Annotated in this window: 11 protein-coding genes; all 11 read left to right on the top strand. The window is 74.5% G+C overall.

The features are described from left to right. The first annotated feature begins 51 nt into the window (after positions 1 to 51). The 11 genes from AB0N63_RS00170 to AB0N63_RS00220 all read left to right on the top strand — a co-directional run bounded on the left by AB0N63_RS00170 (position 52) and on the right by AB0N63_RS00220 (position 19,368). Positions 52 to 501, top strand: coding sequence for a phosphopantetheine-binding protein (locus tag AB0N63_RS00170; RefSeq protein ID WP_365521858.1), 450 nt, complete (start codon positions 52 to 54; stop codon positions 499 to 501). Continuing rightward, positions 498 to 1,256, top strand: a complete 759-nt coding sequence (locus tag AB0N63_RS00175) for an alpha/beta fold hydrolase (RefSeq protein ID WP_365521861.1) — start codon at positions 498 to 500, stop codon at positions 1,254 to 1,256. Before AB0N63_RS00170 ends, AB0N63_RS00175 begins: the two co-directional genes overlap by 4 nt. Beyond that, positions 1,253 to 2,020 (top strand): hypothetical protein, encoded by a 768-nt coding sequence (locus AB0N63_RS00180; RefSeq protein ID WP_365521863.1) that lies wholly within the window; start codon positions 1,253 to 1,255, stop codon positions 2,018 to 2,020. Before AB0N63_RS00175 ends, AB0N63_RS00180 begins: the two co-directional genes overlap by 4 nt. Further along, positions 2,017 to 3,795 carry a non-ribosomal peptide synthetase gene (locus AB0N63_RS00185; protein WP_365521866.1) on the top strand — a complete coding sequence of 593 codons (1,779 nt, stop codon included), beginning with the start codon at positions 2,017 to 2,019 and terminating at the stop codon, positions 3,793 to 3,795. Before AB0N63_RS00180 ends, AB0N63_RS00185 begins: the two co-directional genes overlap by 4 nt. A gap of 2 nt (positions 3,796 to 3,797) precedes the next feature. Beyond that, a complete protein-coding gene (locus AB0N63_RS00190; RefSeq protein WP_365521869.1) occupies positions 3,798 to 5,018 on the top strand; it encodes a cytochrome P450 in 1,221 nt (406 codons plus the stop codon). Positions 5,019 to 5,078: 60 nt separating this feature from the next. Further along, positions 5,079 to 8,789, top strand: coding sequence for an amino acid adenylation domain-containing protein (locus AB0N63_RS00195; protein ID WP_365521872.1), 3,711 nt, complete (start codon positions 5,079 to 5,081; stop codon positions 8,787 to 8,789). Between the two features lie 94 nt (positions 8,790 to 8,883). After that, positions 8,884 to 14,847: an amino acid adenylation domain-containing protein gene (locus AB0N63_RS00200; protein WP_365521875.1), complete on the top strand. Its 5,964-nt coding sequence runs from the start codon at positions 8,884 to 8,886 to the stop codon at positions 14,845 to 14,847. A 21-nt stretch (positions 14,848 to 14,868) separates the two neighbouring features. Beyond that, a complete protein-coding gene (gene proB / locus AB0N63_RS00205) occupies positions 14,869 to 15,984 on the top strand; it encodes a glutamate 5-kinase (protein ID WP_365521877.1) in 1,116 nt (371 codons plus the stop codon). Next, positions 15,984 to 17,234 carry a glutamate-5-semialdehyde dehydrogenase gene (locus tag AB0N63_RS00210; RefSeq protein WP_365521879.1) on the top strand — a complete coding sequence of 417 codons (1,251 nt, stop codon included), beginning with the start codon at positions 15,984 to 15,986 and terminating at the stop codon, positions 17,232 to 17,234. Before proB ends, AB0N63_RS00210 begins: the two co-directional genes overlap by 1 nt. A 50-nt stretch (positions 17,235 to 17,284) precedes the next feature. Then, positions 17,285 to 18,451, top strand: a complete 1,167-nt coding sequence (locus AB0N63_RS00215; protein ID WP_365521882.1) for a pyridoxal phosphate-dependent aminotransferase — start codon at positions 17,285 to 17,287, stop codon at positions 18,449 to 18,451. Next, entirely contained in the window at positions 18,448 to 19,368 is a 921-nt protein-coding gene (locus AB0N63_RS00220) for a pyrroline-5-carboxylate reductase dimerization domain-containing protein (RefSeq protein ID WP_365521885.1), read from the top strand. The genes AB0N63_RS00215 and AB0N63_RS00220 overlap by 4 nt, the downstream gene beginning before the upstream one ends. Positions 19,369 to 19,393 lie beyond the last annotated feature (25 nt).

The following is a 19,393-nucleotide window of genomic DNA, read 5'->3' on the forward strand; positions in this document are numbered from 1 at the left end:
CGTGCCCGGGGAGCGACGCCGCGCTCGCCCCCGCACCGCCGGGGTCCCGCGTTGATCACCACCGTTGACGGATATCCGATCCGCCGATACATCTTTGCACGCTGCTTTTTCTTCGCGGCTTTCCACGGGCCACAGTCATCGCTCGATCTCCAGGGGAAGGCTGCCTTTCACGGCGCCGACCACCATCTTTTGGCACTAGGGGTTCCCTTGTCTCGACCTGCTGAAAATCAGCCCGGATCGCGGGCGGACGGAAATGATTCCGGGATCGGGGTCGACACGCTGATTCCGCAGATCACGGAGGTCTTCCAGCGGCGGCTCGACGCCGCGCAGTTCGGTCCGGACGACGATTTCTTCCGGCACGGCGGATCGTCCTTCCTGGCCGCGCTGTGTACGGCGGACCTGCGGAAGAGGGGGGTTGCCCTGTCGATCCAGGACCTTTTCCTCGCACCGTCCGCGCGCGCCCTGGCCGCCCGTGTACAGCCGCTTCAGAAGGCCCGGTGACCGTGTACGAGAATCTCCTGTCCCGCCCGGCCGGGACGCCCGCCGCAGACCGGGGAACAGCGGTGGACCTGGTGGCCTTCCCGTGCGCCGGTTCCGGGTCCGCCGGCTACCGCGGCTGGCGGGAGGCCCTCCCGGCCGACTGGCGGTTCGCCGTGGCCTGTCCGCCCGGGCGCGAGACGACCTACGGACAGCCTTTCGCCGAGGACATGGCCCGTCTCGCCGACGACATGGCCGCCGAACTGCGCGCCCGCCGGGCGGACGGCACCGGCGCCCCGCTGGTGCTGTTCGGCCACAGCATGGGTGGACTGCTGGCCCAACTCGTGGCCCTGCGGGTCACCGCCGACGCCCTGGTCGTGGCCGCCTGCCCGCCCCCCGCGGCGCGCGCGGCGCTGGACGACGGCAGGCCCCTCGACCACGAGGAGCTGCGACGCGAGGTGGCCGGGATGCTGCGGGCCGTGTCGCCGATGGACCCCGCACTGCTGGCCGAACTGGTCGACCTGACCGCGCCGGTCCTGGCCGCCGACGTCGAGCTGCTCGCCACCTACCGGGCCCCGTCCGCCCGTCTGTCCTGCGACGTATGGGCGCTGTACGGCCGGGACGACACCCTGGAGCGGCTGCCGTGGACGGCCGAGACGACGGCTGCCGCGCACGTCCGGGTACTTCCCGGGTCCCACTTCTTCGTCCAGGAGTCGCCGGCGGCCGTGATCGCCGAGCTGCGCCGCTGCCTGGCGCCGGTCGCGGGAGGCGCGGTATGAGCGCCCCGGTCGTGCTGGTCTTCGACTACCCCGGGCGCCGCCCGGAGGCCCGGGTGTCGGACCTGCGGCTGACGGACGCCGGATACGACGTCCGTCAGCTCATGGCCCCTCCGCTGCCCCGGGCCACCTCCGCGACGGCGTACGCGCGGCAGGCCCTCGACACCGTCGCCGGCTCCGTCGGCGAGGTGCACGCGGTGCTGGGGTACTGCATGGCCGCCCCGCTCGCCCAGGAGGCCGCCGTCCTCACCGGCTGTGCCCGGGTGCTGCTGTTCGACGGGGAGCCGTCCACGCCGCACGCCGTCGAGGCCGAGTACCGCAAACTGCTCGTCTCGGTCGGCGCGCCGGCGACGTTGCCGTCCTGGTGGGACACCGAGCTGCTGCGCACACCGTCGAAGAGGTTCCTCGGCCACGCCGAACACCAGCTGACCCAGGCGGTCCGGCGCTCGCTCGCGGAACAGGGCGAGGACGGCGACGACGGCGACGAGGCGCTGGCCCCGCTGGTCGGCGGCTTCCTCGACTGGCTGGCCTACCTGGTGGCGGCCTACCGCACCGACCACCCGGCCTGGGACGGCTCGGTCGTCAACTTCCTGTCCCGGAAGCAGCCGGAGATCCCCGCGTGGCCCGGCGCCCGCGGCACCCGTTCGGTGCGCGTCGACACGGCGCGCGCCGACCTGCTGACCGACGCCACGACCCGCCGCCATGTGCTGGAGACGCTCCGCGCCCCCCAGCGCGCGCACGCACACCTCGAGGAAGGAGCGCAATGACGCAACGCAAGCCGGGGGCGCCGTCGGCCGGCACCCTGACCGAGCTCTGGGGCCACGCCGTGGCGCGGCACCCCGACGCGCCGGCGGTGCGGGACACCGCGGCCGCGCTGACCTACGCCCAGCTCGACTCGTACTCCGACGCCGTGGCCCACGCCCTGATCGAGGCCGGCGTACGGCCCGAGGGCCGGGTGGCCCTCGCTCTCCGGCGCGGGGTGGGCGTCTTCGCCGCCCTGCTCGGGGTCCTGAAGGCGGGCGCCGCCTATGTGGCCGTCGACCCGCGCTACCCCCGCGCCCGGCGCGACATGATGATCGAGGGCAGCGGCGCCCGGGTGGTGCTGGCGGAGCCCGAGTGGGCCGCGGAGATCCCGGCGGAGCACGTCCTGCCCCTCCCGAAACCCGATCCGGCGGCCCGCCTGCCCCGGCCGGAGGTGACGGTACGGCCCCGCAACGCGGCCTGTGTGCTGTTCACCTCCGGTTCCTCGGGCCGGCCCAAGGCGACCGTGCTGGAGCACCGCGGGATCGTCGGCTTCGCCCGCAACCCGGCGCTTCCGGAGCTGACCGGCGAGGACCGGGTCGGCCAGATATCCAGCCTGTCCTTCGACGCGTTCCACTTCGAGACCTGGTGTTCCCTCGCACAGGGCGCCGAGATCGTCGTCCTCCCGGCCCTGCCGGATCTGCTCGCCTCCGATCTCCAGCGCACGCTGCGGCGGCTGCGTGTGACGGCGATGCTCGTGCCGACCATGGCCGTCAACCACGTGGTCCGGGAGGACCGGGACGCGTTCGCGCCGCTGCGGATCCTGCACACCGGCGGGGACGCCCTCCTCGCCGACACCTGCCGCGACCTGCTGTCCGGCGAGTTCACCGGCCGGCTGTTCAACCTGTACGGACCCACCGAGGCCACGACGGCGTGCTCCGCCTTCGAGGTGCGCGAGCTGGCCGAGGACGCGGACGGCGTCCCCATCGGGCAGGCCGTCGACGGCGCCCACCTCTACGTGCTGGACGACGCGTTGAACCCGGTGGAGCCCGGAGGGACCGGTCAGCTGCACGTCGGCGGCCACGGAGTGGCCCGCGGCTACCACGGGGACCCGGCGCTGACGGCCGAGAAGTTCCTGCCCGACCCGTTCCGGGCGGACGGCACCCGCATGTACGCCACCGGCGACCTGGTACGCCGGCGCCCCGACGGCCAGCTGGACTTCGTCGGCCGCGCCGACCACCAGGTCAAGATCCGCGGCTACCGGGTCGAGCCCGGCGAGGTCGAGCGGCTGCTGGCCCGCCACCCCCAGGTGCGCGAGGTCGCGGTGGTCCCCGTGGGGGACGGCCCGGACCGCGTCCTCGCCGCCTTCGTCGAGCGGCGCGGCCCGCTGCTGCCGGACACCGTACGGGCGTTCGCCGAGGACACCCTGCCGGACCACATGGTCCCGGGAAAGATCATGATCCTGCCGAAGATCCCCGCCACCGACAACGGCAAGCGCGACCGTGCCGCGCTCCTGGAGATCCTGGCGGCGGAGACGGCCCGCAGCCGCGACCACCAGCCGCCCGCCACCCGCAGCGAGCGCATCCTGGCCGCCGTCTGGTCCGAACTGCTCGCCGTGGAGAAGGTGGGCGCCAACGACGACTTCTTCGCCCTGGGCGGCAACTCCATGCTGGCCTTCCGGGTCCGCCAGAAGGTCAAGCGGGAGACCGGCGTGCTGTTGGAGTTCAGCGACATCCTGGAGCTCACGGTGCTGCGGGACATCGCCCGCACCCTGGAACCCCGGCTTCGGGCGGCGGTGTGACGATGCGCGCCATCACCACCGTCGACCTGACCGATGTCGCTCCCTTCGCCGCCGGTCGGCACCACGAGGTGTTCCGCCGGCTGCGGGCCGAGGCGCCGGTGTACCGCAACCCCTCCGCCGACGGCCCCGGGTTCTGGGCGCTCACCCGGTACGAGGACGTACTGGCCGCCTATCGCGACCACGACACCTTCAGCTCCGCGCACGGCGCCATCCTCGGCGGCTCCTTCCGCACCGGCGGCGACACCGCCTCCGGGGACATGCTCGTCGCCTCCGACCCGCCCCGGCACCGCCTGCTGCGGCGGGCCCTGCACCCCCCGTTCGGCCCCGCCATGGTCGAGCGCGTCACGGACCAGGTCCGCCGGCTGGTCCGCGACGGCGTGCGCCGGATGCGCGCGGCGGGCGGCTGCGACATCGCCCTCGACTTCGCCCCGCTGCTGCCGATCGGTGCGCTGATGGCGCTGTTCGGCGTGGGACCCGACGACGCCCGCCACATCGTCGGGCTCACCCGGCGCATGGTCGGCTACCGCGATCCCGTCCTGTCCGACCTGGGCGGCGACGAACGGATCCGGCTGGCCCACGCCCAGAGCGAGATCTTCGCGTACTTCGCCGATCTGCTGGAGGAGCGCCGCGACCGGCCCGAGCGCGACGACGCCGTCGGCATGCTGCTGCGGGCCGAGCTCAACGGTCGGCCATTGGACGACGAGCAGATCCTGTACAACTGCATGAACATCGCCGTCGGCGGCAACGAGACCTCCTCGTACACCACCTGTGCCGGAATCCTGGCGTTGCTGGAGCACCCCGACGCCTGGCGGCGGCTGCGCGCCGAGCCGGGGCTGCTGCCCTCGGCGCTGGAGGAGATCCTGCGCTGGAGCTCCACCAACGCCTACGTCCAGCGGGTCGCCGTGCGCGACACCCGGATCCGCGACGTGGACATCGCCCGCGGGGACGTCGTGACCCTGTGGAACGTCTCCGCCAACCGGGACGCCGACCAGTTCCCGGACCCGGACCGCTTCGACATCACCCGCAGCCCCAACCGGCATCTGTCCTTCGGCAGCGGCATCCACCGGTGCATCGGCGCCCCGGCCGGCACCGCGGAGCTGACCGAGGCCTTCTCCGCGCTGCTCGACAGCGGGCTCGCACTGCGCACGGCGGGGGAGCCGGTCCGGCTGCACTCCAACTTCATCCTCGGCTTCACGTCGCTGCCCGTCGAGATCGTGGCCTGACGACGGACCCGTACGTCCGCCCCGCGCCGCCGCGGGCCCACCACTTCCAGGGGGTCACACGTGTCTCACCCATCGTCCGCCGGTCCGTCCCGCCCGGCCCATGACGCCGTCCCGCCACAGGACTGGGCGCGGGAACTGAAGCGGTACGCCGCCGAGCGGCTGCCCGCCTACCTGGTGCCCGACGTCGTCATGGTCCTCGACGGCCTCCCCACGACCGCCAACGGAAAGATCGACCGGAAGGCCCTCGCCGCCGTCGAGGCGCTGCCCGGCCCGGCGACGGGGCGGGCGCCGCGCACCGAGCCGGAGAAGGCGCTGTGCGCCCTGTTCGCCGAGGTGCTCCGGCTGCCGGAGGTCGGCGTCGACACCGACTTCTTCGCCGTGGGCGGCAACTCGCTGCTCGCCATGCGGCTGGTCTGGCGCATCCGCGTGCGGCTGGGGTACGAACTGAGCGTCCAGGAGGTGTTCGAGGCGCCCACGGTGGCGCTGCTCGCCCCCCGGCTCACCGTCGGCGGCACACCCGCCCCGGCCCTGGAACGCCGGGCGGGCGACGGCGCCGTACCGCTCTCCCCGGCCCAGCGCCGGCTGTGGTTCCTCAACCGGCTCGACAGCGGCTCGACCGCCTACAACATCCCGCTGCCGCTGCGGCTGCGCGGCCGGCTCGACCCCGACGCGCTGTCGGCGGCCCTGGCGGACGTGGTGGAACGGCACGAGGCGTTGCGCACCGTCTTCCCGGAGTCGGGGGGCGAGCCACGGCAGGTCGTGCTGGAGAGCGCCGAGGCCTGCCCCGGGCTCGAGCGGGTCCGGCTGGACCCGGACCGGCTCGCCGAGGAGCAGGCACGGTTCGAGCGCCGCGGATTCGACCTGCGCGGCGATCCGCCACTGCGGGCGCGGCTGGTCCGCCTCGCCGAGGAGGAGCACGTCCTGCTGCTGGTCGTCCACCACATCGCCTGCGACGGCTGGTCGCTGGCCCCCCTCGCGCGTGACCTGGGCGCCGCCTACACCGCCCGTGTACGGCGGGAGACGGCCGAACTCCCCCCGCTCGCCGTGCAGTACCGGGATTTCACCCTCTGGCAGCGTGACCTGCTCGGCGACCCGGACGACGCGGGCAGCCTCATGTCCCGGCAGCTCGCCTTCTGGACGGACGCCCTGGCCGGTTCGCCGGAGAAGCTCGCCCTGCCCGCGGACCGGCCCCGCCCGGCCCGCTCCGGCCACCGCGGCGACACGGTCGACTTCGAGATCGGTCCCGAACTCACCGCCGCCATCGACCGGTTGGCCGCCGAGTCCGGCGCCAGCGCGTTCATGGTCGTGCAGGCTGCCCTCGCCGCCGTGTTGACCCGCCTGGGCGCCGGGTACGACATCCCCGTCGGCACCCCGGTCGCCGGCCGCGCCCACGAGGCCCTCGACGACCTGGTCGGGTTCTTCGCCAACACCCTCGTCCTGCGCGCCGACACCTCCGGTGACCCCGGTTTCCGCGAACTGCTCGCTCGGGTCCGCGCGTTCGCCTTCCAGGCGTTCGCCCACCAGGACCTGCCGTTCGACGTCCTGGTCGAGGCCCTCAACCCGCGCCGGGACCCGGCCCACCACCCGCTCTTCCAGGTGATGCTGGTCTTCGAGAACAACACCAGGGTGCCGGTCGGCCTGCCCGGACTCGAGGCCGCCGAGGAACCCTGCCGGCTCGGCGTCGCCCGCTTCGACCTGGTGTTCAACCTCACCCCGCCCGCCACGCCCGGAGCGGGCGGTACGCGCGGTTTCGTGGAGTACGCCACCGACCTTTTCGACCGGGACACCGTCGAGCGCATCGCCGGATACCTGGTCGCGACCCTCGAACGGGTCCTCGCCGACCCCGACCTGCCGCTCAGCCGGCTGGACATGCGCTCCCCGGCCGAGCGGGCCCGGATCGAAGCCTGGAACGCCACCGGGCGTCCCGTCCCCGCCGCCTCGCTGCCCGACCTCTTCGAGGCGCAGGTGGCCCGTACGCCGGACCGCGCCGCGGTCGTCCACAGCACCGGGACGCTGACGTTCACCGAGCTGAACGCGCGGGCCAACCGGCTCGCCCGGGACCTGGTGCGGCTCGGTGCGGGCCCCGAGAAGGTAGTGGCGCTGGCCCTGCCGCGCTCGCCGGACGTGGTCGTGGCCCTGTGGGCGGTACTGAAGACGGGCGCCGCCTATCTGCCGGTGGACCTCGGCCACCCCGCCGCCCGGGTCCGGGCCATGCTGGAGGACGCCACCCCGCTGCTGGTGCTGACCAGCGTGCACACCGCCGAGCGGCTCCCGGCCGGGGTGGCCCCGCTGTGCGTGGACGACCCGGAGCTGGTCGAGCGGATCGCCGCCCTCGACGCCGCGGACCTCACCGACGCCGACCGCCGGGCCCCGCTGCGTCCCGGGCACCCGCTGTACGTCATCCACACCTCCGGCTCGACCGGCCGCCCCAAGGGCGTCGTCATGCCGGCCGCCCCGATCGTCAACCTGCTGGCCTGGCACGCCGAGGTGATGCCGGCCGAACCGGACTCGGTGACCGCCCAGTTCGCCTCGCTGAGCTTCGACCCCGCCGCCCAGGAGATCCTGTCGGCCGGCACCAGCGGCAAGACGCTCGCGGTGCCCGCCGAGGACGTCCGGCGCAGCCCCGCCGACCTGGCCCGGTGGCTGGACCGGCACCGGGTCACCGAGTTGTTCGCCCCGACCGCGCTGATCGAGCTGCTGTGCCAGGAGGCGCTGCGGCTGGGTCTCACCCTGCCCCGGCTGCGGCACGTGGCTCAGGGCGGCGAGGCGCTGGTGCTCAGCGACGCCGTGCGCGCCTTCTTCGACGCCGTACCGGGACGGCGGCTGCACAACTACTACGGGCCCACCGAGACCCACGCCGCCACCGCGCACACCGTGGACCGGCCGGTGTCCGGGCAGCCCGCGCAGGTGCCCATCGGCGGGCCGATCTGGAACACGCGGATCCACCTCGTCGACGACGCACTGCGTCCGGTGCCGCTCGGCGTGCCGGGGGAGGTGTGTGTCGCGGGGGCCGCCGTGGCCCGCGGCTACCTGGACCGGCCCGCCGAGACGGCTCAGCGGTTCGTCCCCGACCCCTTCGGCCCGCCCGGCGGCCGGATGTACCGCACCGGCGACCTGGCCCGCCTGCGCGCGGACGGACAGCTGGAGTACCTGGGGCGCAACGACTTCCAGGTCAAGATCCGTGGCTTCCGGATCGAGCCCGGGGAGGTGGAGGAGGCCCTGCGGCAGGCGCCGGCGGTGGCCCGGGCCGTGGTGACGGCCGTCGACGCCGAGCACGGGGGCAAGCGGCTGATCGGGTACGTGGTCCCGCGGCAGGGGCGGACCGTCGACCCCGCGTCGGTGCGGGCGTTCGTCGCCGAACGGCTGCCCGGGTACATGGTGCCGGCGGCGCTGGTGGTCCTGGACGAGCTGCCGGTCAACCCCAACGGCAAGGTGGACCGGCTCGCGCTGCCGGCGCCGGCCGAACCGCCGGCGGCCGCGGGCCGGCCGCCGCGGACCGGGCGTGAACGGGAGCTGTGCCGGATCACGGCCGAACTGCTGGGCCGCTCACAGGTCGGCGTCACCGACGACTTCTTCGAGATCGGCGGGCACTCCCTGCTGGTGACGCGGCTCATCGACGACGTACGCCTGGCTCTCGGCCTGGAACTGCCGGTCCGCTCCTTCTTCGACGAACCGACCGTCGAGGGCATGGCACGCCGTCTGGCGCCGGTGGCCCGGCAGCGGCCCGTGCTGCGCCGCAGGACCGGCCACGACACAGGGCGCTCCGGCTGAGCCCGCCGCCCCTCCGGCCCGCCCCGTCACCCCCGCCCGCCCCGCTCTCCCGCGCTCACCCGCGCCCGACTCGCTCGACGAAGGGTTTCCCGACATGGCAGAACAGCGGTATGCGGCCGCGTTCGCGCAGCAGCGGCTGTGGCTGCTCCAGGCACTGGAGCCGGAGGGCACGGCCTACCACCTCACCGAGGCCTTCCAGGTGTCGGGGCCGCTGGACACCGGGGCGCTCGCCCGGGCGGCACGGCATCTGTACGACCGGCACGAGGCGCTGCGCACCCGGTTCGAACAGGCCGACGGCTCGATCGTCCAGGTCGTCGCCGAACCGGGCGCCGAGCGGTCCTTCCCCGGCATCCGGCACAGCACGCTCACGGCGGCCGGGGGAGCGGACCGGCGCAGGGAGACGGCCCGCTTCCACCGCGCGGTGCTGGACGAACCGTTCGACCTGCGCACCGGGCCGCTGGTCCGGCTGCACATCGCCGAGGCGGGTCCCGACGAGCACGTGGTCGCCGTCACCGCTCACCACATCGTGTGCGACGGCTGGTCGATGAGCGTGCTGCTGGGCGAACTCGCGGCCCTCTACCGCGCCGAGGTGCTCGGCGGGGACGCCGGGCTGCCCGAGCCCGAACTCCAGTACACCGACTACTCGGTGTGGGAACGGGAGTGGCTGGACGAGGAACGCGCCGAGGAGTGCCTGAACCACTGGCGCCACCACCTGGCCGGTGCCCCGACGGTGCTGAGCCTGCCGGCCGACCGGCCGCGGCGGGCGACGGGCTTCCCCGCCTCCGGGGTGCACGAGCTCGTCATCGACCCCGCGGTCACCGAACGCGTCCGCGCCCTGGCGGCCACCACCCGGTCCACCCCCGGGGTGGTGCTGCTGGCCGCCTTCCACGCCTTCCTCGCCCGGGTCACCGGCGAGCGGGACGTCCTCGTCGGTCACCCGGTGAGCGGCCGTACCCGGGCGGGCACCGAGTCTCTGGTCGGCATGCTCGTCAACACCCTCCCGGTGCGCGGCGACCTGCGCGACGACCCGGCCTTCGGCGAGCTGGTGGAGCGCGTACGCGCGGGCGTGCTGGACGGGCAGGAGTACGGGGAGCTGCCGTTCGAACGGATCGTCGAGGAGATCAACCCCGACCGCACCCAGGGCGTCAACCCGCTCGTCCAGGTGATGTTCCAGCTGCTCGACGAGGGTTTCGCCCCCGGTCTGGACCTGACGGGCACCACCACCCGCCCGCTGCGCGCCGCCCAGCCCACCACGTTCTTCGACCTCGCCCTGGACATGTCCTGGCGGGACGGGCAGCTGCACGCCTCCTTCAACTACAGCCGGGACCTGTTCGACCCGGACACGGTGGCCCACCTCGCACAGTGCTACGTCACCTTGCTGGCGGCCGCCACCGAGAACCCGCGGACGCCGGTGCCGCGGCTGCCGCTGCTCGACGACGCCGGCCGGGACCATGTGCTGCACCGGCTCGGCCGCGGGCCACGCGTCGACGTCCCCGCCGGCGCGACCGTGCTGACCGCCCTCGCCGAGCGCGTCGCCGAGCGGCCGGACGAACCGGCGGTGACCGACGGGCGCCGCGAGCTGACCTACCGGCAGCTGGGCGAGGCCGTCGACGCGCTCGCCGCCGAACTGGCCGCCCGCTCTGTCGCGCCCGGCGACCGCGTGGGCCTGCTGGTCACCCGGTCAGCCCTGCTGCCGGTGGGCGTCCTCGGGGTGCTGCGCGCCGGGGCGGTGCTCGTCCCCCTCGACCCGGCCAACCCGGCCGAGCGGCTGCGGGCGATGACCGACTCGGCCGCCCTGCGTCTGATCGTCACCGACGGCGCGGTCCACGAGCGGGCCGCACGCCTGGGCCCGCCGCTGCTGGACCTGCGCACTGTGCCGGCGCGGCACGCCCACGCCGTCCCGCCGGCGCCCGGCCCGGACGACGTCGCCTACGTCGTCTTCACGTCCGGGTCCACGGCGACCCCCAAGGGCGTGGTGGTCCGGCACGGGGCGCTGGCGAACCTGTACCACTCCCACCGCGCCTCGCACTTTGCGGCGATGGCGGCCACCGCCGCGCCCGGCCGCAGACTGCGCGTCGCCTACACCATGTCGGTCGCCTTCGATGCCAGCTGGGACCAGCTGCTGTGGATGGTCGACGGCCATGAACTGCACGTCGTCGACGACGACACGGCCCGCGACGCCGTCCGGTTGCTCGACGCGGTGCGCCGGCGGCGGATCGATGTCCTGGAGGCGACCCCGTCCTTCCTGGAACAGCTGGTCGGGCTCGGTCTGCTGACCGGGGAGGGGCCCGGGCCCCGGCTGTTCGTGCTGGGCGGCGAGGCCGTCCGCCCGTCGCTGTGGCGCACCTTGGCCGCCGCGCCGGACGTGGTCGCCATCAACATGTACGGTCCGACCGAATTCACCGTGGACGCCCTGGTGGCGCCGGTCGAGGGCGACGCGGGCCCGGTGATCGGCCGCCCGCTGGCCAACTGCGCGGTCGCGGTGCTCGACCCGGCGGGACGGCCGCTGCCGGTCGGGGTGATCGGCGAGATCTGCCTGTCCGGTCCGCAGCTGGCCGCCGGCTATCTCGACGACCCCGCGCGCACCGCCGAACGCTTCGTCACCGACCCCTTCGCGGTGGTGCCGGGCGGCCGGATGTACCGCACCGGCGACCTGGGCCGGCTGCGCGCCGACGGCCAGATGGAGTTCGTCGGGCGGCTCGACGGCCAGGTCAAGATCCGCGGCTACCGGGTGGACCCGGGGGAGGTCGAGTCCGCGCTCCTCGCCCACGAGCAGGTACGGGACGCGGCCGTGGCGGCCCGGCCGGACGCCCGCGGCCACATCCGCCTGGTCGGCTACGTGGTGGCCGCGCCCGGGCTCGACCAGGCGGCGCTGCGCGATCACCTGGCCCGGCGGCTGCCCGAGTACATGGTGCCGTCCGCCCTGATGGAGGTGGCCGGGATCCCGCGCGGTGTGAGCGGCAAGGCCGCCACCGCCGCGCTGCCCGAGCCCGACGCCGCCGCGCTCGGAGCGGGCCGCTACGTCGCTCCGCTGCCGGGCGTGGAGGAACGGATCGCGACGATCTTCCAGGAAGTGCTGGGTCTGGACCGGGTGGGCCGGAGCGACGACTTCTTCCAGCTCGGCGGCCACTCGCTCAGCGCCGTCCAGCTCATCTCCCGCATCCGTGACCGGCTCGGCGCCGGACTCTCCCTGCGCGCCCTGTTCGAGCGGCCCACGGTGGCCGGACTCGCCACCGCCCTGGACACCGGGGACGAGCGGGACCGGCTGATCGGCGCGCTCGGGGCCGGGGAGCAGGTGGTGGCCTCCGCCGCCCAGCAGCGGCTGTGGGTGCTGCAGCAGATCGCCCCCGCGAACACCGGCTACAACATGGTCGAGGCGGTCCGGCTGCACGGACCGGTGGAGGCGGTCGCGCTGGCCCGCGCCGTGGAGACCGTGGTGGCCCGGCACGACGTGCTGCGCAGCCGCTACGCCCTCGGCGAGCGGCAGCTACTGGTCGCCGTCGACCCTCGGTGGGGCCGGGAGGTGACCCTGCGGGACCTGTCCGGGCTGCCGTCCGCCGAGGCCCGGCGGCAGGCCGAGGAGTACGTCCAGGAGGTCGGCCGGCGCTCCTACGACCTGGAGAAGGGGCCGCTGTTCGAGGCAGCCGTGCTCACCCTCGAACCGGACGAACACCTGCTGGTCCTCGGCGTGCACCACATCGTCTGCGACGGCTGGTCGGTGAAGGTGGTGCTGGCCGAGATCGCCGCCCACTACCGGGACCTGACGGCGGGCCGGACCCCGGCCCTCCCCGCACCCGCGCTGCGGTACCAGGACTACGCCGCCTGGGAGCGCGGCACCGAGCACACGGCCCGTCTGGCCGCCGACCTGTCGTACTGGCAGGAGCAGTTGGCGGGCGCGCCCACCGAACTGGCGCTTCCGTGCGACCGGGAACGGCCCGAGGTGCACGGCGGACGCGGCGCCACCGTCCGCTTCCGGATCCCCTCGCGGGACACCGCCGCGCTCACCGACCTGGCCCGCCGCCGTCGCACCACCCTGTTCACCACGCTGCTCGCCTCCTTCCAGGTGGTCCTCGCCCGCTGGACCGGGCAGCGGGACCTGCTCGTCGGCGTGCCGGTGGCCGGCCGGACCCGGGCCGAACTCGAAGGGCTGGTCGGCCTGTTCGTCAACATCCTGCCGATCCGTGGCACCGTCGACGACAGCCTGCCGTTCGACGCCTTCCTCACCCGGGTCCACGACACGGTGCTCGCCGGCCACGCCCACCAGACGGCGCCGTTCGAGCAGATCGTGGAACGTCTCAACCCCGCGCGGGACCTGGGTCTGAACCCGCTGGTCCAGGTGACCTGCCAGCTGTTCGAGGACAGCGGCGCCGAGGCCCTTGACCTGCCCGGCGTCGGCGTGGAGTCGGTCCCCCTGGACGTGCCCAGCAGCCGCTTCGACCTCTCCCTGGACCTCACCCGCGACGGCGAAGGGCTGTCCGCCGAACTCTGCTACGACGCCGACCTCTACCGGCACACGACCGTCACCGAACTGGCCGAGGCCTTCCAGGCCTTCGTCCGCTCGGCCGGCCGCGACCCCGGCGCGACGATCGCCCGGATCGCCCCGCCGGCCGGTGACCGCGCCGGGGACCTGGAGGAGTACGCCCGGGTGGCGGCCGCGCTGAAGGCGTACCCGCAGATCCAGGACGCGGCGGTGGTGGCCGGGACGGACGCCGGGGGCAGGCCCTGTCCGGTGGCGCACCTGGTGCCGGCGGACGACATCCGGGCTGACGACTTCGAGGCCTTCATGGACTCCTGGCGCTACGTCTTCGAGAGCACCTACGTCCCCGACCCGGACGGCGCGCCGGAGGCCGCCCTCCAGGGCTGGACCGACAGCTTCACCGGCGGCACCGTCCCGGCCGAGCAGATGACGGAGTGGGTCGCGGGCACCGTGGACCGGATCCGGGCGCTCGGCCCGTGCCGGCTGCTGGAGATCGGGGCCGGCACCGGCCTGCTGGTCGGGCCCCTGTGCCGGCAGGCCGGGCTGGAGCGGTACGTGGCCACCGACTACGCCGACGCGGCGGTCGAGATGCTCCGGCAGGCCGCCGACGCCGCCCCCGGACCGGTGGAGGTCGCGCAGGCCGAGGCGCCGGAGGCGATCGAGGCGGTCCCGGGCCCCTACGACACGGTCGTGCTCAACTCCGTGGTGCAGTACTTCCCCTCGCTCGCCTACCTGCGCAAGGTGGTCGAGCGGACGGTCGCCGGCATCGCGGACGGGGGCCACCTGTTCATCGGCGACGTGCGCAACGGCGTACTGCTGGAGGCGTTCCTGAGTCTGCGCGAGCACCTGCGGCAGGGCCCGGGCGCACAGGCGCGGCAGGTCGCCGAGGCGGTCGGCCGGGCGCTGCGAACCGACACCGAACTGAGCGTGGACCCACGGTTCTTCGCCGCGCTCGCCGGTGGCCACGAGCGGATCACCGCGGTGGAGATCGCGCCCCGGCGAGGCCTGGCCGGGAACGAGATGGCCCTGTTCCGCTACGACGTCGTCCTGCACGTCGGCTGTGCCGCCGAGGCGGACGACACCGAGTGGGCGCCGGACGCGCCGGCCGACGTCGCCGGGGTCGAGCGGCGGCTGGCCCAGCACACCGGCGCGTTCGGGTACCGGCGGGTTGCCAACGCCCGGTTGACCGAGGCGCTGCGGCTGCGCGACGCCTACGGGGTCGTCCCCGAGGGCGCCGGCGGGCGCGGGGGACTGGGACTGCACCCGGAGGACCTGTGGCGGCTGGGCGCCCGGCACGGCAGGACGACCAGGATCGGCTGGGGACACGGGGACGCCGCGGGCACGCTGGAGGTGTCCTTCCTCCCCGCCGGCGCCCGCTCCCACTACACGCTGAGCGAGCCGCTCACCACCGGCCCGGACCAGCGGCAGCTGAACGCGCGCGTCCTGGCACCCCAGCTGGAGCGCGCGCTCACCGCCTCCCTGGAACGGGAACTGCGCCGCGGCGGCCTGCCCGAGCAGTCCCTGCCCGGCCGGTACGTCTACCACCTCGGCCCCCGTCTCCACCCCACCCCGTCCGCCTAGACCGGAAGGTGCCCCGCGCCCATGCACCCGGAACGCAACCCGGACCACCCCCCGCGCCCGGCCCCGCGGCAGCACCTGGACCGCGTCGTCGTCAAGGTCGGGACGTCGTCGCTGATCACCGGCGGGCGCCTGGACCCGGCCAAGGCCGACGCCCTGGCGGCGTCCGTCGCGGAGCTGACCCACGCGGGCGTGCGCCCGGTGCTGGTCGCCTCCGGCGCCATCGCCCAGGGACGCCACCTGCTCGGCGGCGCGGGCGCCGCGGACGAGGACCGGCGGCTGGCGGCAGCCGTCGGCCAGGCCCCGCTGTTCGAGGCCTTCCGCGCGGGCCTGGCCCGGCGCGGACTGACCGCGGCCCAGTTCCTGTTCACCCCGCTCGACCTGTGCGACCGGGAGCACCGCGAGGGGGTGCGGTCCACCCTGGAGCACGCCCTGGCCCTGGGCGTCGTACCGGTCGTCAACGAGAACGACGCGGTCCGGATCCGCAACAACGACGTACTGTCCGCCCTGCTCGCCGTGGTCCTGCGGGCCCGGCTGCTGGCCCTGCTCACCGATGTGCCCGGACTGTACGCGAGCGACCCGCGCACCGACCCCGCCGCCCGGCTCGTTCCCGAGGTCAAGGGCATGTCGGCCGAGGTCGAACGGCTCGCGGGAGCGGGCGCGGGCGGTCCCGGCACCGGCGGCATGGTCAGCAAGCTCGGCGCGGTGTGGATCGCCACCCTCGCCGGCGTCACCGCGGTGATCGCGGACGCCCATGCGCCGCGGGTGTTCCCGCGGCTGCTGGCCGGTGAGCCGGTCGGCACCCTCGTCCACCCCCGCGGCACCGTCCGGGAGCACGGCCTGGAGCCGCTGTGGCGGGCCTTCGCCGCACCGCCCCGCGGCAGCCTCCTGTGCGATCCGGCGGCCCGGTCCGACATCGCCGCCGGCCGTGCCGTACCGCTCGCCCGACTGGTCGCGGCGCGGGGCGCCTTCGCCGGCGGTGACGTCGTCGACGTCACCGCCGACGGCGAACCGCACCCGATCGCCCGGGGCCGGGTCCCGCTCGGCGCCGCGGTCCTGGCCGCCGCCCGGACCGCGGGCGACGGCGCGCACGTCCTGCTCCACCCCCGTCAATACGTCAGTCTCCTGGAGGTCTGCTGATGTCCGTCACCGAGATCTGCCGCGCCGCGGCCGCCGCCGCGCGCGTCCTGCGCGAGACACCCACCGAGGTCAAGGACCGGGTCCTGGAGAGGATCGCCGACGCCCTCGACGCCGACCGCGAGCGGCTGAAGGAGGCCAACGCGCTCGACATCGAGGCGGCCCGGGCCGCGGGCACCTCCACCACCCTGATCGACCGGCTCACCCTGACGGACAAGCGCATCACCGGCATGGTCGAGGCGATCCGCACCATCATCGGCCTGCCCGACCCGGTGGGCGCGGTCACCGGCGGCTGGTCCCGGCCCAACGGCCTGCGCATCGAGCAGGTACGCGAGCCGCTCGGCGTCGTCGCCGTCGTCTACGAGGCCCGCCCCAACGTGACAGCGGACGTCGCCGCCCTGTGCCTGAAGTCCGGCAACGCGGCCGTGCTGCGCGGCTCCTCGATCGCCCGGCACAGCAACACCGCCATCGCCGCGGTCGTCCGCGAGGTGCTCGAGACCCAGCAGGAGGTGCCGGCCACGGCGGTGCAGCTCGTCCCCGACACCTCCCGGGATGCCGTACTGGAGCTGCTGGCGGCGGAGGAGTACGTGGACCTCGTGGTGCCGCGCGGCGGCCCCGGGCTGATCAGCACGGTCAAGGAGAACGCCAAGGTGCCGACCGTCATCGACGGCGACGGCAACTGCCACGTCTACGTGGACGCCTCGGCCGACCCCGCCCGGGCCACCGACATCGTCGTCAACGCCAAGACGTCCCGGCCGAGCGTGTGCAACGCCGTGGAGACGCTGGTCGTCCACGAGGCGCTGGCCGAGACCTGGCTGCCGGGCTGCCTGGACGAGCTGGCCGCGCGCGGGGTGACGGTCCGCGGCGACGAGCGGACCCGCCAGGTGTGGCCCAAGGCCGAAGCCGCCGACGCCGAGGACTGGTCCACCGAGTACCTCGACCTCGTCGTCGCGGTGAAGGTGGTGCGCGACCTGGACGAGGCACTGGACCACATCCACCGCCACGGCACCCGCAACGCGGAGGCGGTGGTGGCCCAGGACATCTCCGTCGCCCGGCGGTTCGCGCTGTCGGCCGACTCCGGGAGCGTGTTCGTCAACACCTCGACCCGGTTCTCCGACGGCGGCGAGTTCGGCTACGGCGTCGAGATCGGCGTGTCCACACAGAAGCTGCACGCCCGCGGCCCCATGGGCCTGGAGTCCCTCACCTGCGTCAAGAACGTGGTGTGGGGCGAGGGACAGATCCGCGTGCTGTGACGGTCTCCCGCAGGCGACCACCGCACCCGTCCCACGAGAGGAGAGACACGATGGGACCCCTACGTCCTTCGGCCCTGGTGACCGGCATCACCGAGGCCGCGTCGATCAGACAGAACAACCTGGTCTATGAGCTCCAGGCCGACGGCGCGGACATCATCACGCTCTCCCTCGGGGAGGCCTTCTTCGACATCCCGGCCCCGGCCTTCGAGGAACTGACGCCCGCCGTCCACCACTACTCGCACACCAGAGGCGTACCGCTGCTGCGGCAGAAGCTCGCCAAGTACCACGAGACGACGACCGGGACCCCCGCCGACCCGGACCGCGAGATCATGGTCACCGCCGGTTCCAAGTCGGGGACGTTCATGACGCTCGCCGCGGTCCTGGAGCCCGGCGACGAGGTGATCATCCCCGAGCCGCTGTGGGTCAGCTACCCCGACCAGGTCAGGCTCTGCGGCGGTGTCCCGGTCACGCTGCCCTGGCACGCGACCGTGGACGACATGGCCGCCCGGATCACCCCGCGCAGCCGGGCGATCATCGTGAACAACCCGCACAACCCCACCGGACGGCGCCTGTCCGACGGCGAACTGCGCACGCTGCACGCGCTCGCCGACACCCATGGCCTGCTGCTGATCGCGGACGAGGTGTACAGCGAGTTCGTGCCGGACGACGAGCCGTTCCGCTCCGCGGCCGCCCTCGACCCCGACAAGCGGCACACCGTGATCTGCAACTCGATGTCGAAGAACTTCGGGATATCCGGCTGGCGGGTGGGCTACGTCATCGCGCACGAGGACCTGATCCGGCAACTGGCCAAGCTCCAGCAGCACCTGGTCACCTGCGCCCCGACGATCCTGTGCCAGTACCTCGCCGAGCACTTCGAGGACGTCCTGGTGCGCACCCGGCCTCAGATCCGGGAGGTCGTGCGCAGACGCAACCGGATCGCCGAGGCCTTCGCCGCGCGGGGGGTGACCAGCCTGCCGGGCGACTCCACCTTCTACCTCTTCCCGTCGCTCGGCGCCTCCCGGCTGAACTCCACCGAGTTCGCCGCCGAACTGCTGCGCCGGCACCGCGTGAGTACGGTCGCGGGCGTGTCCTACGGGGCCTCCTGCGACCGGTTCCTGCGGGTCTCCGTGGGCACCGAGCCGGAGGAGCGGATCCTGCGCGGGGTCACGGCCATCTGCGACCTCATCGACGAGACCGGCGCCGGGGGGCACGGATGAGCGCCCCGACGGTGGCCTTCCTGGGCTGCGGCCGGATCACCCGGGCGATCGTGACGGGACTGGTCGCCTCGGGCCTGCCGGCGCAGCGGCTGTACGGGGTGTCCCGGCACGGCCGCAGCGCCCTCGCCCTGGCCGCCGACACCGGGCTGACGCCGGCCTCGGACATCGCAGGGGCGGTACGGCCGGCTGACCTGGTGGCGGTGGCCGTGCACCCGCACGAGGCCGCGGACGTGCTGGCCGGTCTGCGGCCGTTGCTGAGGCCCGGTCAGCTCCTCGTGTCCCTGGTGGCCTCCTGGCCGGCGGCCGCCGTCGCCCGGGCGGTCGGGGACGCGGTTCCGGTGGTGCGCGCGGTCCCCAACGTGGCCGCCGCCGTACAGGCCGGCGCCACGGTGCTGTCCGCCGGGCCGGGGGCGGGGCAGGCCGAACTGGAACGGGTGAGCGGGCTGTTCGAACGGCTCGGCCGGGTCCTTGTCGCCGCCGACGAGCACATGGAGGCGGTCAGCGCGCTGTCCGGTGCGGGTCCCGCACTGCTCGCCCGGTTCGCCCAGGCCCTCGCCCAGGCGGCCGCCGGGCTGGGACTGCCCCAGCGGCTCGCCGAGGACCTGGCGCGGCACGCGGTGCACGGCACGGGAGTGCTCCACGCCCGGCCCGGCGCTTCCCTCGCCGGCACGGTCGCCGCCGTCAGCTCCCCCGGCGGCATGACGGAACAGGCGCTGGCCACGCTGGACCGCCACGGACTGGCCCCGGCGACGACCGCCGCCCTGCGAGCCGCCGTCGCCCTGTCCCTGACCCGCACACCGAACCCCGGCCCGTACGGCGACTCCGGCACCGGCCCGGGCCCCGGCGCCGCCCGCGACACCGCCCCCGGCCCAGGCCCTGACACCGCCCCCGGCGCCGACCCGAGCCCTCGTCCGTAGCCGGCACGGACCTTCGCGGCCCCTC

The sequence above is a fragment of the Streptomyces sp. NPDC093260 genome (assembly GCF_040683715.1).
GTDB classification, from domain to species: Bacteria; Actinomycetota; Actinomycetes; order Streptomycetales; family Streptomycetaceae; genus Streptomyces; species Streptomyces sennicomposti.

Bases quoted from the DNA above. Each gene is read 5' to 3' on its own strand.
- AB0N63_RS00180 (WP_365521863.1), top strand. From the start codon at position 1,253: ATGAGCGCCCCGGTCGTGCTGGTCTTCGACTACCCCGGGCGCCGCCCG.
- AB0N63_RS00185 (WP_365521866.1), top strand. From the start codon at position 2,017: ATGACGCAACGCAAGCCGGGGGCGCCGTCGGCCGGCACCCTGACCGAG.
- AB0N63_RS00190 (WP_365521869.1), top strand. From the start codon at position 3,798: ATGCGCGCCATCACCACCGTCGACCTGACCGATGTCGCTCCCTTCGCC.
- AB0N63_RS00200 (WP_365521875.1), top strand. From the start codon at position 8,884: ATGGCAGAACAGCGGTATGCGGCCGCGTTCGCGCAGCAGCGGCTGTGG.
- proB (WP_365521877.1), top strand. From the start codon at position 14,869: ATGCACCCGGAACGCAACCCGGACCACCCCCCGCGCCCGGCCCCGCGG.
- AB0N63_RS00210 (WP_365521879.1), top strand. From the start codon at position 15,984: ATGTCCGTCACCGAGATCTGCCGCGCCGCGGCCGCCGCCGCGCGCGTC.
- AB0N63_RS00215 (WP_365521882.1), top strand. From the start codon at position 17,285: ATGGGACCCCTACGTCCTTCGGCCCTGGTGACCGGCATCACCGAGGCC.
- AB0N63_RS00220 (WP_365521885.1), top strand. From the start codon at position 18,448: ATGAGCGCCCCGACGGTGGCCTTCCTGGGCTGCGGCCGGATCACCCGG.